Source organism: Planosporangium flavigriseum (assembly GCF_011947225.1).
GTDB lineage: Bacteria > Actinomycetota > Actinomycetes > Mycobacteriales > Micromonosporaceae > Planosporangium > Planosporangium flavigriseum.
This window is the reverse complement of the sequence record NZ_JAATVW010000002.1, coordinates 340,359-354,852: the sequence shown is the minus strand read 5'-3', so window position 1 is coordinate 354,852 and position 14,494 is coordinate 340,359. Positions and strand designations below refer to the sequence as shown.

Annotated in this window: 13 protein-coding genes and 1 pseudogene; 11 read left to right on the top strand and 3 right to left on the bottom strand. The window is 72.2% G+C overall.

What is annotated here, in order from left to right; all coding sequences use genetic code 11:
- Nucleotides 1-114: 114 nt before the first annotated feature.
- Nucleotides 115-276, top strand: coding sequence for a Sp36 family protein (locus tag HC028_RS04505; protein ID WP_168073130.1), 162 nt, complete (start codon nt 115-117; stop codon nt 274-276).
- A gap of 64 nt (nt 277-340) precedes the next feature.
- Complete coding sequence (locus HC028_RS04500) at nt 341-796, top strand: RidA family protein (protein ID WP_168073128.1); 456 nt, start codon at nt 341-343, stop codon at nt 794-796.
- Here HC028_RS04500 and HC028_RS04495 read toward each other — a convergent pair.
- Nucleotides 746-1,678, bottom strand: a complete 933-nt coding sequence (locus HC028_RS04495; protein WP_168073117.1) for a hypothetical protein — start codon at nt 1,676-1,678, stop codon at nt 746-748. The two genes, HC028_RS04500 and HC028_RS04495, sit on opposite strands and share 51 nt — an antisense overlap.
- Before the next feature lie 169 nt (nt 1,679-1,847).
- Between HC028_RS04495 and HC028_RS04490 the strand changes: the two genes are divergently transcribed.
- The 3 genes and pseudogenes from HC028_RS04490 to HC028_RS04480 form a co-directional block, all read left to right on the top strand.
- The gene (locus HC028_RS04490) at nt 1,848-2,654 is read left to right on the top strand and encodes an MBL fold metallo-hydrolase (RefSeq protein ID WP_168073115.1); all 807 of its coding nucleotides are present in this window, start codon (nt 1,848-1,850) and stop codon (nt 2,652-2,654) included.
- A complete protein-coding gene (locus HC028_RS04485; RefSeq protein WP_168073113.1) occupies nt 2,651-6,349 on the top strand; it encodes an adenylate/guanylate cyclase domain-containing protein in 3,699 nt (1,232 codons plus the stop codon). Before HC028_RS04490 ends, HC028_RS04485 begins: the two co-directional genes overlap by 4 nt.
- A 94-nt stretch (nt 6,350-6,443) precedes the next feature.
- A pseudogene (locus tag HC028_RS04480) lies at nt 6,444-7,289 on the top strand (serine/threonine-protein kinase); the annotation flags it as partial.
- Nucleotides 7,290-7,412: 123 nt separating this feature from the next.
- On the opposite strand, the gene HC028_RS04475 reads toward HC028_RS04480, so the two are convergent.
- The gene (locus HC028_RS04475) at nt 7,413-7,967 is read right to left on the bottom strand and encodes a MarR family winged helix-turn-helix transcriptional regulator (RefSeq protein WP_168073109.1); all 555 of its coding nucleotides are present in this window, start codon (nt 7,965-7,967) and stop codon (nt 7,413-7,415) included.
- Nucleotides 7,968-8,069: 102 nt separating this feature from the next.
- On the opposite strand from HC028_RS04475, the gene HC028_RS04470 reads away from it, so the two are divergent.
- Nucleotides 8,070-8,711 carry an FMN-dependent NADH-azoreductase gene (locus tag HC028_RS04470; protein ID WP_203981305.1) on the top strand — a complete coding sequence of 214 codons (642 nt, stop codon included), beginning with the start codon at nt 8,070-8,072 and terminating at the stop codon, nt 8,709-8,711.
- 88 nt (nt 8,712-8,799) lie between these two features.
- Here the strand turns inward: HC028_RS04470 and HC028_RS04465 are convergent, their stop codons facing one another.
- Nucleotides 8,800-9,477 carry a Crp/Fnr family transcriptional regulator gene (locus HC028_RS04465; RefSeq protein WP_168073105.1) on the bottom strand — a complete coding sequence of 226 codons (678 nt, stop codon included), beginning with the start codon at nt 9,475-9,477 and terminating at the stop codon, nt 8,800-8,802.
- Between the two features lie 464 nt (nt 9,478-9,941).
- Between HC028_RS04465 and HC028_RS04460 the strand changes: the two genes are divergently transcribed.
- The 5 genes from HC028_RS04460 to HC028_RS04440 all read left to right on the top strand — a co-directional run bounded on the left by HC028_RS04460 (nt 9,942) and on the right by HC028_RS04440 (nt 14,493).
- Nucleotides 9,942-11,189, top strand: a complete 1,248-nt coding sequence (locus tag HC028_RS04460) for a CapA family protein (protein WP_420850167.1) — start codon at nt 9,942-9,944, stop codon at nt 11,187-11,189.
- A 44-nt stretch (nt 11,190-11,233) separates the two neighbouring features.
- The gene (nth, locus tag HC028_RS04455) at nt 11,234-11,983 is read left to right on the top strand and encodes an endonuclease III (protein ID WP_203981306.1); all 750 of its coding nucleotides are present in this window, start codon (nt 11,234-11,236) and stop codon (nt 11,981-11,983) included.
- Between the two features lie 5 nt (nt 11,984-11,988).
- Nucleotides 11,989-12,585 carry a TlpA family protein disulfide reductase gene (locus tag HC028_RS04450; RefSeq protein ID WP_168073408.1) on the top strand — a complete coding sequence of 199 codons (597 nt, stop codon included), beginning with the start codon at nt 11,989-11,991 and terminating at the stop codon, nt 12,583-12,585.
- A 74-nt stretch (nt 12,586-12,659) separates the two neighbouring features.
- Nucleotides 12,660-13,304, top strand: a complete 645-nt coding sequence (locus tag HC028_RS04445; protein WP_205861081.1) for an NUDIX hydrolase — start codon at nt 12,660-12,662, stop codon at nt 13,302-13,304.
- 4 nt (nt 13,305-13,308) lie between these two features.
- A complete protein-coding gene (locus HC028_RS04440; RefSeq protein ID WP_275408243.1) occupies nt 13,309-14,493 on the top strand; it encodes a MarP family serine protease in 1,185 nt (394 codons plus the stop codon).
- Nucleotide 14,494: the final 1 nt, after the last annotated feature.

Genomic DNA, 14,494 nt, shown 5'->3' with positions numbered 1-14,494 from the left:
TGCGCATTCCGACCCGATGTAGATCCAATTACTGGCCCACTCTCGCGGTCTGTGCTCTGCGCAGCCTCTAGGCTGGCAGGCGTAGACACCCTTGAGCCAGGGAGCCCTCTAGCGATGCAGAAGTGGGAATACGCCACCGTGCCGCTGCTGGTCCACGCGACCAAGCAGATTCTGGACAACTGGGGCGAGGACGGCTGGGAGTTGGTCGCCGTCGTGCCGGGCCCGAACCCCGACCAGCTCGTCGCGTACCTCAAGCGGCCGCGCGAGGGGGCGTGATGAGTGAGCGAATCAGTGGCTCAGTGCGTCGCGAACGCATCGCCGAGCGCAGCGAGGTGATCGTATGAACGCGCGCGACAAGCTCGCCGAGCTGGGCCTGAAGCTGCCCGCCGTGGTGCCTCCGGTGGCGGCGTACGTGCCGGCCGTGCAGTCGGGCAACCACGTCTACGTCTCCGGCCAGCTACCGATGGCCGAGGGGCAGTTGCTGGCCACCGGCAAGGTCGGCGCCGAGGTCGCCCCGGAGCGGGCTGCCGAACTGGCCCGGCAGTGCGCTCTCAACGCGCTCGCAGCGGTCGATTCGCTGGTCGGCATCGAGCGAGTGGTCAAGGTCGTCAAGGTGGTCGGCTTCGTCGCTTCCGCCGAGGGGTTCACCGGGCAGCCGGGAGTGATCAACGGTGCCAGCGAACTGTTCGGGGCTGTGTTCGGGGAGGCCGGGCGGCACGCGCGGAGCGCCGTTGGCGTGGCCGAGCTACCGCTGGGGGCGCCCGTCGAGGTCGAGGCGATCTTCGAGGTCGGCTGAGGTCGAGCTGCCTGGCGAGCCGGCCAGCGCGCGCAGCGTCGGGGTGAGGTCGAGGTAGCGGCCCCGCATCGCGGTCCGCATCCGCGCCAGCGCCCGGCCGGGCGAGGTCACCAGGTCGAGGTGCTCCTCCAGGTACGCCAGATCGCGGTCGGTCAAGATCGCCACGCCCAGCCGGGCCCCGGCGTTGACGAAGACCGCCCGGCCGAGCTGCAGGAAGGCCTCGTCCTCCGCACCGAGCAGCGCGATGGTGTCGGCGAGGGCGCGTACCGGCGGCGTGGCGGCCCGCCAGTGGCCGGCCACGTCGCCGTGCCAGGCCTGTACCTCCGCGATGGCGTCGTGGACGCGCCGGTCGACGTCTTGCGGGGCGTCACCGGCGCTGCGCCGGCATAGCCACAGCCGTACGTGCCGCCCGCCGTCGGCCGCGGTCAGCAGCGTGGTCTGCAGTTGGAGGGCGCGGGCGGCCCGTAGGTACTTCGTGAGGATCCGGTCGGCGGCAACCGGATCCGGGGCGAACACCGCGCCTTTCAGCAGGCCGGCGTCGGGAAGGTCGAGGTGGCGTCGGTACCGGGCGGCGAACGCGTCGTCCTGCAGCCGACGGAGCTCGGTGCGGACCGCGAGGAAGCGCCGGTTCAGTTCGTCGATCTTCTGCTGCACGTCGGTCAGCCCGGTGCGTACCTGATCGACGCGGTGGGCGTTCCCGCGTTGCTCCTCGGTCAGGCCGAGCAGGTGCTCGGCGAGGGGGTCCAGGCAGTCGGCGCGGAGGTCGGAGATGGCCGAGCGGGCGCCGCGCCGTTCCCGCCGGACGAGGTAGACGGCCGTTCCGGTGGCGATGGACGCGAGTACGGCACCGCTCAGGAAGGCGGCGACGACGTCAGGCCTCAACACGCACCCCTGGGGGGACTCGGGGACGTTGGTACACACAGCGCAGCAATTGGCGAACGCTGCGTCAAGGGCTTCCCGAGCCGGTGGATAGCTGCGATATCTGCCTTTATGTACGACTTATGAATGACCCTGGGACGGAAACGGCGGTCGTCGCCGTACCATCCTGAGCATGGTGACCCATGTGACCGCGCCCACGGCGGCGCTGCTCGACGGGCTGCCCGGCTGGGTCACGCTGCTGCGCGCACCCAATCCGGGACCGATGACCCTCGACGGTACGAACACCTGGGTCCTCCCGGAACACCGCGTGGTCATCGATCCGGGCCCGGCCGACGAGGGCCATCTGGCCGCGATCGCGGACTGTGCGCCGATCGACACCATCCTGCTCACCCACGGCCACGCCGACCACACCGACGGCGCGGCGCGCCTGTCCGAGCTGCTCGGCGGGGTTCCGGTGGTCGGGCTCGATGCGGAGCACTGCATCGGGGCCGACCCGCTGCCGAGCCGGCCGGGCGGGGAGATCGCCGGCCTCGAGGTGATCCTGACGCCCGGCCACACCCGTGACTCGGTCAGCTACCGGGTCCGGGACGTCGTCTTCACCGGCGACACCGTCCTCGGGCGCGGCACCACCGTCGTGGCCTGGCCCGACGGCGATCTCGGTGACTACCTCGGCAGCCTGCGCCGGCTGCAGGCCCAGGGCCCGGTACCCGCACTGCCCGGCCATGGGCCGGCGCTCGCCGACTGCTCGGCTGCTGCGGCGTACTACCTGGAGCACCGGCTGGCCCGCCTGGAGCAGGTACGGGCGGCGCGGTCGGCCGGCGCGCGGACGGCCGAAGAGCTCGTACAGGTCGTCTATGCCGAGGTCGACCCGGTGTTGTGGCCCGCGGCCGAGTTGTCGGTCCGGGCACAATTGGCGTACATCGAAAGTGAGCAGGGACGGGAATCACATTCGTCGTCCCGGGAGTTGGACGAAGCGTGACCTGTCCCGTGTGCGGAACCGTCGCCGTCCCCGGCGGGCGGTTCTGTCACAACTGCGGCTCGGCGTTACCGGCCGCCGCAACCCTGCCGGCCGCGGAGCGCCGGATCGTCACCGTTCTCTTCGGTGACCTGTCCGACTTCACCGCGTGGGCCGAGGACGTCGACCCGGAGCGGGTCGGTGCGGTCACCGACCGGGTGCTGGCGGCCCTCGCCGGCTCGGTCAAGACCTTCGGCGGGCACGTCGACAAGCTCACCGGCGACGGGATCATGGCCGTCTTCGGTGCGCCGGTCGCGCACGAGGACGACGCCGAGCGCGCGGTCCGCGCCGCGCTGTCGATGCAGCGGGCGGTCCGGCGGGTACTCGACGACGAGCGCGGTGGCGGCGCCCCGCTCGGGTTGCGCGTGGGCCTGAACACCGGTGCGGTCGTCGCGGGGGTGCAGGCCGCGCTGGAGTACACCGTCATCGGTGACACCGTGAACACCGCGGCGAGGCTGGCCGACGCGGCGGCAGTCGGCGCTGTCTACGCCGGTTCCGTCACCGCGGCGGCGACCCGGCGGGTGGCGTCCTGGCGTACCCTGCGCCCCCTGCGGCTGAAGGGCAAGCGGGAGCCGGTCGAGGCGTACGAACTGCTCGGCCTGCTCGACGCGCCTGGCACCCGGTCCGGTTTGGGGGACGAGGCGCCGTTCGTGGGCCGGGAGACCGAGCTCGGCCGCGTCGCCGGTCGGCTGGCCGAAGTCGTGGACCGGCAAGAGTCCCGAATCTTGATCATGACCGGTGAGGCGGGTCTGGGGAAGACCCGGTTCGCCGCCGAGGTGGAGCGCTTCGCCACCGGTTACCAGGTCGCCGGCTTCGCGCCCAGTACGGGCGCCCGGGTGCTCTCGGTGCACTGCGCCGCGTTCGGCGAGCGCCGGCGCCTGGCGCCCCTGGCCGACCTCGTACGGGCCGCGATCGGCCTGCCGAGCGACTCGCCGACCACCCGGGAGCAGGCCGAGGAGCGACTGCGCCGCCTCGGCCAGCGGCTGGCGCGCCAGGCTCGCAGCCGGCGGTCGACTACCCCTCTTGCTGAGGATGGCGCCTCTCTTTCGGTCCATACCGGTACAGGGGCGCCCTCCTCAGGAACAGGGGAGCCACCCCGGCTCGCCACCGACCTGCTGCTGACGCTCATCGGGTACGGCGAGGCCGGGCGCTCGGAGCCGGGCGGCCCGGCCGACCGGGCCGCGTGGGCCGGGCCCGCGGGCACCCGTGGCGGCTGGGGTGCCAGCGCCGGCCCGATCGACGATCTCGACCTTGAAGCGATCCCGGCTGCGGTGGCCGACCTGCTGTCGGCCCTCGCGGCCGAGGAGCCGCTGCTGATCGTGGTCGACGACCTGCACGACGCGACCCCGGACACCGTCGACGCGCTCGGCGTCACGTTGTCGGGGCTGTCGGGCCCCGTACTCGTGCTGCTGCTCGGACGGCCCGAGTTGATGCGTACCGCCGGTATCCTCAACCGGCTCGCCGACGCGGAGGTGACCGCGCTGCTGCCGCTGCGCGGTGCGGACGCCGCCCGCCTGCTCACCAACTACCTCGGAAACGGCCGGCTGGCGCAGGCCGACGAGGACCGGCTGCTCGCCACCGCCCAGGGCAACCCGTTCTACCTCGCCGAACTCGTGGCGCTGCTGCAGGAGCGGGGGCTGCTGACCAACACCGGTTCGGCCTGGCGGCTCGCGCCCGGCTCGCTCGGCGGCCGCCTGCTCTCCCGGGACCTCGCCGCGGTTCTCGCGGCGCGTATCGACGCGCTGCCGCCGCATGCCCGCGCGGTGCTGCGCGACGCGGCCGTGGTCGGCGACACCGTGCCCGCCGGGGCCCTCGAGGCGTTACGGGCGGGCCGGCCCGACGGCCGGCCGTCCGCCGTGGCGGCCGTGGAGCTGACCCGGGCGGTCGAGGAACTGCTGCAACGGCGCATGCTGCGCAAGGTCAAGGGCGGGTACGCGTTCGCGACGCCGCTGCTGCGCGAGGCCGCGTACGCGGGCGTCGGAAAGGCCGACCTGGCGGAGCGGCATGCGCTGCTCGCCCGGTGGGCGGCCGACCCGGCGCCGTCCGCGCGACCCGAGCCCGGCCGGCCCCGGCCGGGCCGGGTGGGCATGACGGCAGAGGCTGCGGACGCGTTCGTCGCCGAGCACGCCGAGCGCGTGACGACCCTCGCCGACGCGGTCGGGCTGCGCAGCGACGCGGCCGTACGGTCGGTCGCCCCGCTCGGCGTCGCCGTGCTCGGCAGGCTGGCCCGGCAGGCGCTCGTCAGCGGTGAGCCGTCCCAGGCCGCGGCGCACGCCGAACGGGCCGCGGCGCTGGCCGGCGGCACGCTGTCCCCGGCCGACCGGCTCATCCACGCCCGTGCGCTGCTCCAGGTCGGGCGGGCCGCCGACGCGCTCGGGTACGCCGAGAAGATCGCCGCCAACGCGGAGGACGAGCTGGGCGTCCGGGCCGGCGCTCTGCTGCTCGCCGGTCGGGCGTACCGGATGATGGGTGAACCGCAGCGGGCGTACGTCACCTGGCAGGAGGCGCTCGACGCGGCGACCGCGGCCAACCGGCCGGTCGAGCGCGCCGAGGCGATGCGCCGCCTGGGGATGGCCGACTACCTGTCCGGGCGGTTGGCGGAGGCCGGCGAGCGGTTCGCCGCGGCGTACCAGGTCGCCGTCGAGACCGGTGACCGGCGCAGCCAGGCCTGGTCGCTGCAGAACCTGGCCTGGGTCTTCACGACCCGCGGGGACTTCGCCGGCGCGGATCTCGCGCTCGGCCGGTCGGCCCGGCGCTTCGCCGAGATCGGTGACCCGGTCGGCCGGGCGTGGCTGCGCGGCACGACGGCGTTCGTACGCATGCTTGCCGGGCGGCTGGGTGAGTCGCGCCGGCTGGCCCGGGTGTTCCTGCCGTTCGGTGAGCGCGTGGGCGAGGCCTGGGCGGTCGGCACCCTGCGCTCGGTCGAGGCGTTCGCGGCGGCCGAGTTGGGCGAGTTGGCGGAGGCCGATCGGGAGGCCCGCCGGTCCTACCGGGACTTCGCGGCGGCAGACGACGACTGGGGGCGCGGCCTCGCGCTGGTCGTACGCGGAGTCATCGCGCGTGGGCTCGGTGAACAGTCCCACGCGATCGACCTGCTCACCGACGCGCTGGAGTACGGGGAGAAGGCCGGCCATCCGCTGCTGATCGGCATGGCCCGTACGATCCGTGGGTTTGTCTCGGTCGAGCAGGGTGACGCGGCCGCCGCGGAGGCGGACGCCCGGGCGGTGCTCGCCGTCGTCGAGCCGCACGACGTGCTCGAGGCGGCCCACGTCGGCCCGCGGGTACTGCTGGCCAACGCCCGCCTGGCGGCCGGGGACGCGCCGGCGGCCGTCGACCTGTTGCGGGACGTGGCGGCGTCGGCGGAGGGGCCGTCGCTGCTGTTCCCGCGCCGGCAGGCGGTCGCCTGCTACGCGGAGGCGCTGCTCGCGGCGGGCCGCCACGAGGAGGCGCTGGAGTGGTCGCGGCGCGCGGTCGCGGCGCCGGGTGAGGACGTCCGTAGCCGGGTCCATGCCGGGAGGGCGTTGGCGCGTGCGCTCGCCGCCGTCGGCAAGCGTGACGAGGCGGTGATCGTGGCGTCCGCCGCGCTCCGTGAGTCCCAGGCGACGCAGCAGGTTTCCGAGCGGGCGACCAGCCAGGCCGTACTGTCGGAGCTGTCCTGATTGGCCCTTCTTTGGCTACCGCTGTTAGGCCGATCACGTTGGTGACCGTGGCAACCATGCGACATATGTCGCTAGCCGACTGGCGTATTTTTCTATGGTGACCGACGCCCGCGTGACCGTGCCGACGGTGCCCGGCTTGACCGGGTTATCCGTGCTGGCCCGGGGCGGCTACGCCACCGTGTACCGGGCGGTGCAGGAGTCCATCGGGCGGGACGTCGCGGTCAAGGTGGAGAACCGGCGCCTGGAGAGTGAGCTGGACCAGCGCCGTTTTCTACGGGAGGCGCGCGCCGCCGGTCGGATGTCCGGCCACCCGAACGTCATCGACCTGTTCGACGCGGGGGTGACGGCGGACGGCCACCCGTATCTGATCATGGAATTGTGCGAGGCCTCGTACGCCGACCGCATGAAGACCAACCCGCTGTCGCCGGTCGAAGCCCGGGACGTCGGGGTCAAAATCGCCGATGCGCTCGCCGACGCGCACGCCCTCGGCGTGCTGCACCGCGACGTCAAGCCGGCCAACCTGCTGATCTCCCGGTTCGGGGAGCCCCAACTGGCCGACTTCGGCCTGGCGGTCCTGGTCGAGGTGCGCGACCACTCGATCACGCTGGACGCGTTGACGCCGGCCTACGCGCCGCCGGAGATGTTCCGGTACGCGCCGCCCTCGCCCGCCGCCGACGTGTACGCGCTGAGCGCCACCCTGTACGCGTTGATGCGCGGCCGGCCGCCCCGCTGGCGCGACGACGTCAACCCGGGCCTCGTGCCCACAGTGGACATGTTCGGTGAGCCGATCCCCGATGTGCCGGGCGTACCGCCGGAGTTGATGGCGCTGCTGCGCGCGGGACTGGCGCACGACGAACACCGCCGTCCGACGGCGGTGGAGCTGCGGGACGCGCTGTTCGTGCTCGACTTCGAGCTCGACGGGGCCCGGCCGGCCAGGCCGGTCCGCCGCCCGGTGTTCGACACACCCACCTCGCGGTCCAACGAGTCGACCGTTGCCTCCGGCGACGATGACGTCACCCGCGTGATCCCGTACTAGTAGGACTTCTGGATCGCGACGCGAAGGTCAGGTGCGTACGCGACGGCGGGCCGGGATGGGCGCGTCGCGTACCTCCTCGACCACGGCGCAGGCGTCCGGCGCCGGGTCCAGGCAGTCGATCTGGGTGGCCACGCGCTGCAGGAGCTCCCGGAACGCTGTCCGGTCCGTCGCTTCCAGGGGACCGAGCAGATGCTCCTCGGCTTGCCGGAGCCGCTGCGTCAGCCGGGCCAGGAGCTCCGTACCCCGGTCGGTCGTCACGACCCGGCGGGCGCGCCGGTCGGCCGGGTCCGGCCGGCGCTCGACCAGGCCCGCCCGTTCGAGATCGTCCAGCAGGTACGTCATGACGGTGCGGTCGACCCCGAGTTGCTGCGCGAGGGCGAGCTGGGTGCCCGCCCGATCGCCGGCGGCCGAGGCGAGGACCTGGTAGCCCCGTGGCCCGCCCGGCAGATCGGCCAGCATCGCATTCGTGATCTTCAGGTACGAGCGGAAGAGAACTCCCAGCGCCCACCCCAGGTCAGCGTCGAGTACGCCGCATAAGTCGGCTTCGTCGTCCCCTGCAGCGGGCGTGACCTTGGGCACCATGCGTCCATGCTAGATCGGATGCGGGAATGAATGGCTGTTAGACAGATGTTCTGGTCGACAGATGATCTGTCCAGCATCGATCCCCTCATCGAAGGAGTCCTCGTGACCCTGTTCCGTCTCGATGCCAGCGTCCGTACCGACGGTTCGTTCTCCCGCCAAGTCGCCGACACCGTGCAGGCCGCGTGGCAGGCCGAACGTCCGGATGCCAGCGTGATTCGCCGGGACCTCGGCGCGCAGCCGCTGCCCGCGCGCGCCTGGATGAGCCTCGTCGGTGGCGCCTCGACCCCCGCCGAGCGGGACGACGCGCGCGCGTTGGCCGCCTCCCTCGCCGACGAGCTACTCGAGGCCGACTCCTACCTGTTCGCAGTGCCGCTGTACAACTACGGCGTTCCGCAGCACGTCAAGACGTGGCTGGACCTGCTCATCGCCGACCCGCGCCTGGGTCCCGGGGGTGAGCAGCCGCTCACCGGGCGGCCCGCGGTGCTCGTCGTCGTGCGCGGAGGTGGGTACGGCCCCGGCACTCCCCGCGAAGGCTGGGACCACGCGACCCCGTACCTGAAGCGCATCTTCGCCGACGTCTTCGGCCTGGACCTCGAGGTCGTCGCGGCCGAGCTGACCCTTGCTCCGGTGGTTCCGGCCATGGAGGAGCTGCGCGGGCTGGCCGAGCAGTCGCTGCGCGAGGCGCACGAGGCCGCCCGGGCGCACGGCCAGGCCATCGCTACGCGGGCCGCCGCCTCGGTCTGAGCGCGGCCGCAACGACAAGCCGGGCTGCTGGAGGTCGTCTCCAGCAGCCCGGCTTGTCGGTTAAATCGTGGTCCGGCTCAGGCGTGCGTCACACGCGGGCGCGGCGGGCCAGTCGCTCGGGGTCGAGAATGATCACGCTCTTGCCGTCGAGCCGCAGCCACCCGCGGGACGCGAAGTCCGCGAGGGCCTTGTTGACGGTCTCCCGGGAGGCGCCGACCAGCTGGGCCAACTCCTCCTGGGTCAGGTCGTGCGTCACCCGCAGGACCCCGCCGTCCCGGGTGCCGAACCGGCCGGCCATCTGCAGCAGGTTCTTCGCCACCCGGCCCGGCACGTCGGTGAAGATCAGGTCGGCGAGTGCGTCGTTCGTCCGGCGCAGTCTGCGGGCGAGAACCCGGAGCAGCTGCTCCGCGATCTCGGGCCGGTTGGTCAGCCACGGGCGCAGGGCCTGCTTGCGCAGCCGGGCCAGGCGGGTGTCGACGACGGCGGTCGCCGTGGCCGTCCGTGGCCCGGGGTCGAACAGGGACAGTTCGCCGACCATGTCGCTCGGCCCCATTACGGCAATGAGGTTCTGTCGCCCGTCGGCCGCGCGCCGACCGACCTTGATCTTTCCGGAGAGCACGATGTACAGGCTGTCGCCCGGCTCGCCCTCGCTGAAGACCACCTCGCCCTTGCGGACCTCGACGGTGTCCATCTCTTTGACGAGGACATCCGCCGCCTCCGGGTCCACGCCCTGGAAGATCCCGCTTCGGGCAAGTACCTCGTCCATGCGTCACCTCTGTCGCTCAAAGTGCGTTGCCGGTGGGGGTGTACGGGCAACGCCTGCTGCGAGCCAGTCTAGGCATACCTACCAGTAGGTATGCCATCCACCCGGCGCTGCTTAAACGCCCGGCTTGCGCAGCATATCCGGTCGTATGACAAACGCCGACCGTCGCCGTGCTCCACGCAGCGGCAACGTTGCCTGCGGGAACGGTGTTTCAATCGTCCGTCAACGCTGTTTCCTGAGGTATCTTCACGCGAGCGGCTGCCGCCGCACCCTTCGAAGGCGTTGGATGTTGTATGGCGATGCGGGGCGCGGGGCCGGCCGATCCGGCGAGTGGGTCGTACCGGCGTTCCACCCCGCCGGTGCCGCCGGCCGTCGGTAGATCGGCGGACGTCAACAGGGCGTCGGCTGCCGGCCGGGCGCCGGTCGGGCGCCCGGCCGCCGAGCGCCCCAGCCGCCTCGCCAGCATCGTGACCGCCGAACCGCCCCGCCGGCCGTCCTCCGCCGTGCGTACCAACCTGCTGGCGGTGGGCCTGGTCGGGCTGATCGTCGTCGGGCTGGCCACCAGCGGGACCGCGCTGGCGCTGCGCGGATCCGAGTCCGGGGCCGGCGCGTCCCGGTGGTCGGCGCCCGTCGTCACCCCAGCCGCTCCCGGCTCGGACGCCGCCTCGTCGCCGGCAGTCGCGCCGGTGGTGGGCACCGGCGACGCGACGGTGAGCCTGTCGGCCACCGGGGACATCATCATGGGCGCGGCCCCGGCCAACCTGCCCCCGCGCGGCGCCGGGGACTTCTTCGCCGACGTCAAGGGCGCGTTGCGGGCCGATGTGCAGATGGGCAACCTGGAGCAGCCGCTGACCAACGACACGGGCGTGACCAAGTGCCCGCCGTCGGCGGCGCCCTCACCCGGCGCGGTGCCGTCGACGCCGCCGTCAGCGCCGCCGAAGCCCACCTGCTTCGCGTTCCGCTCGCCGCCCGCCTATGCCGAAGTGCTGCGCGATGCCGGCTTCAGGGTGCTCAACCTCGCCAACAACCACGCGTACGACTTCGGCGCCGAGGGCAACCGGCAGACCCGCTCGGCCCTGGAGGCGGCCGGTCTCGCACACACCGGCGCGCCGGGCCAGATCACGGTGGTGGAGACCAAGGGCATCAAGATCGCTGTGGTCGGCTTCTCGTCGTACCCGTGGTCGGCCAGCCTCGTCGACGTCAGCGCCGCCGCGGCGCTCGTCAAGCGCGCCAAAGCCCGCGCCGACCTGGCCGTGGTGCACATGCACGCGGGTGCCGAGGGGGCGGACAAGACGCACGTCCGGCCGGGCACCGAGATGTTCCTGGGCGAGAACCGGGGCGACCCGCTGAAGTTCGCCCACGCCGTGGTGGACGCCGGCGCCGACCTGGTCATCGGGCACGGCCCGCACGTCATGCGGGCGATGGAGTTCTACCGGGGCCGGCTCATCGCGTACTCGCTGGGCAATTTCGCCGGATACCGGGCGCTCAACTACAACGGGGTGCCCGGCGTCGGCGGCGTGCTCAAGGTGACCTTGCGCAAGGACGGCTCGTACGTCGACGGCTCGCTCGTACCGACGCGCATGGTCGCGCCCGGCCTGCCGGCGATGGACCCGGCCAAGCAGGCGCTGTCGTTGATCCGCGGTCTCAGCGACACCGACCTTCCGGCGTCCGGGGTAAGGATCGGCGACAACGGGGCGATCACGTCTCGGACTTGACACCTCGTCACCGTTCGTCGTACGGGCGACGTAGGCTGCGAGCCGTGGCGGCTGAGGAAACGGAACTGGGGCGCAAGAGGCGGGCCCGGCGGATGGCGCGACTGCTCGCCGAGACGCACCCCGACGCGCACTGCGAGCTCGACCATCGCAACCCCCTCGAGCTTGCCGTGGCCACGATCCTCTCCGCGCAGTGCACCGACCAGCGGGTCAACGAGGTCACACCGAAGCTGTTCGCGCGCTACCCGACGGCGGCGGACTACGCGGGGGCGGACCGGGCCGAGCTGGAAGAGCTGATCAGGCCGACCGGCTTCTTCCGGAACAAGGCCGACTCGTTGATCAGGCTTGGCCAGCTGCTCGTCGAGCGGTTCGACGGCGAGGTTCCCCGTACGCTCGACGAACTCGTCACGCTGCCCGGCATCGGGCGCAAGACGGCCAACGTCATTCTTGGAAATGCGTACGACGTCCCCGGCATCACCGTCGACACCCACTTCTCCCGCCTGGTTCAGCGCTGGCGCTGGACCACCGAGACCGACCCGGTGAAGATCGAGCACGCCGTCGGCGCGCTGATCGAGCGGCGCGACTGGACGATGCTGTCGCACCGGGTGATCTTCCATGGCAGGCGCGTGTGCCACGCGCGCAAACCTGCCTGCGGGGCGTGTGTCCTGGCCGGTGACTGCCCGTCGTACGGCATTGGGCCGACCGAGTTCGAGACCGCCGCCAAGCTGCTCAAGGGGCCGCGCGTCGCGGAGCTGACCGAGCAGGCCCGGCGCTACCGGGAGGCGAAGGGGCGATGAGCCGGCTGCGCGGAGGGCTGGCCGCGCTCCTGGTGGCGGTCGTCTTCCTCACCGGGTGCGCGTCGCCGGCTGACCGCGGTTCGGTCGGCGATCGAACCGCTGCGGCGCCGGCGCCGTCCGGGCCGCCCTGCATGCCGCCGGCGAGTTCGACTGCCGGAGCCCCGAGCGGCTCCGCGACCGGGCCGTCTCTCAATCTCACGCTGCCATGCTTCACCGGCGGCCAGCCGGTCCGGCTGTCGAAGCTCGGTACCCCGGCGGTGATCAATCTCTGGGCGTCGTGGTGCGGTCCCTGCCGGACCGAACTGCCGGAGCTGCAGCGGTTCGCCGATCGGGCCGCCGGTCGGGTACAGGTGGTAGGTGTGATCACGAGTGACCCGAACCGCGGCGGCGCCCAGTCGCTGATCGACGACCTGAAACTCCGGTTCCCGATGCTCTACGACGGGCAGGCCAAGCTCCAGGCGCAGATCGGTCCACCGGTGGCGATGCCGACCACCCTGCTTGTCGATGCCGGCGGCCGGGTGGCCTACCGGCACAGCGCACGGCCGTTGGACGAGGCGGCGCTGGCCGATCTCGTGCGACAGCACCTCGGGGTGGCGGTGTGAACGAGTTCGGCGCGGCCGAGTCCGGTAAAGACGCGGCGCGCGAGGGGGCCGGGTGGGACGAGCGCCGAAAGCGCCTGCCCGAGTGGTGGGAGCCGCTGCTGACCCGGTTGGAGTTGGCCGAGGCGGCCGACTTCACCCGCCTGCCGACGCCCGAGGCCGCCGGCCGGGAGAGCGCCGTCCTCATCCTGCTCGGCGAGGAGAGCCCGGACTCCGGGCCCGACGTGCTGATGCTGCAGCGGGCCCATACCTTGCGAAACCACGCCGGCCAGCCCGCGTTCCCGGGTGGCGCGTGCGACCCCGGGGACGCCGACGTGGCCGCGACAGCCCTGCGGGAGGCGGCCGAGGAGGTCGGCCTCGACCCGACGAGCGTCGAGGTCGTCACCCACCTGCCGACCCTCTGGATCCCGGTGAGTGACTTTCTCGTGACCCCGGTGCTGGCGTGGTGGCACACCCCGCATCCGGTCCGCCCGGTCGATCTCGCCGAGGTGGCGCGGGTGGAGCGGGTACCGGTGTCCGAACTGGTCGATCCGGACAACCGGTTACGGGTTCGCAGCCCGAGTGGCTGGATCGGTCCGGCGTTCCGCGTACGCGAGATGTTGGTCTGGGGTTTTACCGCAGGCGTCTTGTCTACCTTGCTCGAAATGGCCGGTTGGTCGGTCCCATGGCCGATCGACCGAGTCGAGGGTTTACCCGATTCTGGAAATGCCCCCGTACGCTGAACTCGTGTCCGGCACCGTAGTTGATCTGATCCTCGTCGGTCTGATGCTCGTGTTCGCCCTGAACGGTTACCGTCAGGGCTTCCTCATCGGACTGCTGTCCTTCATCGGATTCTTCGGCGGTGCCCTGATCGGGCTGCAGCTGGGCCCGATGATCGCGCGGCGCTTCGCCGACGACCCGATCCGGGTGCTCGTATCGTTAGCGGCCGTTTTCGGGGTGGCCGCCATCGGACAGGCGGTCGCCGGCTTCGTCGGGGCGAAGCTGCGGGAAGCGATCAGCAACCCATCCGCGCGCCGCCTCGACGACCTGGGCGGTGCGCTGGTCTCCGTGGTCGCCGTACTGCTCGTGGTGTGGCTGGTCGCATTGCCGCTCGGCTCGTCGTCCCTGCCATCGCTGGCGCGGGCGGTGAAGAACTCGGCCATTCTCGGCACGGTCGACCGGGTGATGCCGGCCCAGGCCAGAGCACTGTCGGACGCGCTGCGCCAGACCGTCGACACCCGTGGCTTCCCGGACGTGTTCGGCGGCCTCACGCCCACCCGGGTGCGCCCGGTGCCCGCGCCCGACCCCACTCTGGCCAACTCCCCGCTCGTCCTGAGCGCCCGCAGCTCGGTCGTCAAGGTGCTCGGCACCGCACCCAGCTGCTCGCGCCGCATCGAGGGATCCGGGTTCATCTACGCGCCGGAACGCGTCATGACCAACGCGCACGTGGTAGCCGGTACCCGCAGCAACACCGTCGAGGTCAACGGGGCACGCCGGTCGGCCCAGGTGGTGGCCTACGATCCCCAGCGCGACCTCGCCGTGCTGTACGTGCCCGGACTGCGCGGGCCGGTGATGAAGTTCAGCCGCCCAGCGGAGACCGGTTCGGACGCGATCGTGCTCGGCTTCCCCCTCGACGGGCCGTACGACGCGCAGGGCGCCCGGGTGCGCGACCGCCGCGAGATCAGCGGCCCCGACATCTACAACACAGGCAAGGTCACCCGCGAGGTCTACACGATCTACGGCCTCGTACGCAGCGGCAACTCGGGAGGCCCCCTGGTCGGCACCGACGGCTCGGTACTCGGCGTCATCTTCGCCGCCGCCGCTGACGACCCGCAGACCGGCTTCGCGGTCACCGCGGAGGAGGCCTCGCCCGTCGCAGCAGCGGGCCAGACCCGCACCCAGGCCACCAGCACCGGCAACTGCGCCGAGTAGG

What these genes read in the sequence shown, in the direction of transcription:
- HC028_RS04505 (WP_168073130.1), top strand. Translation starts at nt 115, where the DNA reads ATGCAGAAGTGGGAATACGCCACCGTGCCGCTGCTGGTCCACGCGACC.
- HC028_RS04465 (WP_168073105.1), bottom strand. Translation starts at nt 9,477, where the DNA reads ATGGACGAGGTACTTGCCCGAAGCGGGATCTTCCAGGGCGTGGACCCG.
- HC028_RS04490 (WP_168073115.1), top strand. Translation starts at nt 1,848, where the DNA reads ATGGTGACCCATGTGACCGCGCCCACGGCGGCGCTGCTCGACGGGCTG.
- HC028_RS04500 (WP_168073128.1), top strand. Translation starts at nt 341, where the DNA reads ATGAACGCGCGCGACAAGCTCGCCGAGCTGGGCCTGAAGCTGCCCGCC.
- HC028_RS04475 (WP_168073109.1), bottom strand. Translation starts at nt 7,967, where the DNA reads ATGGTGCCCAAGGTCACGCCCGCTGCAGGGGACGACGAAGCCGACTTA.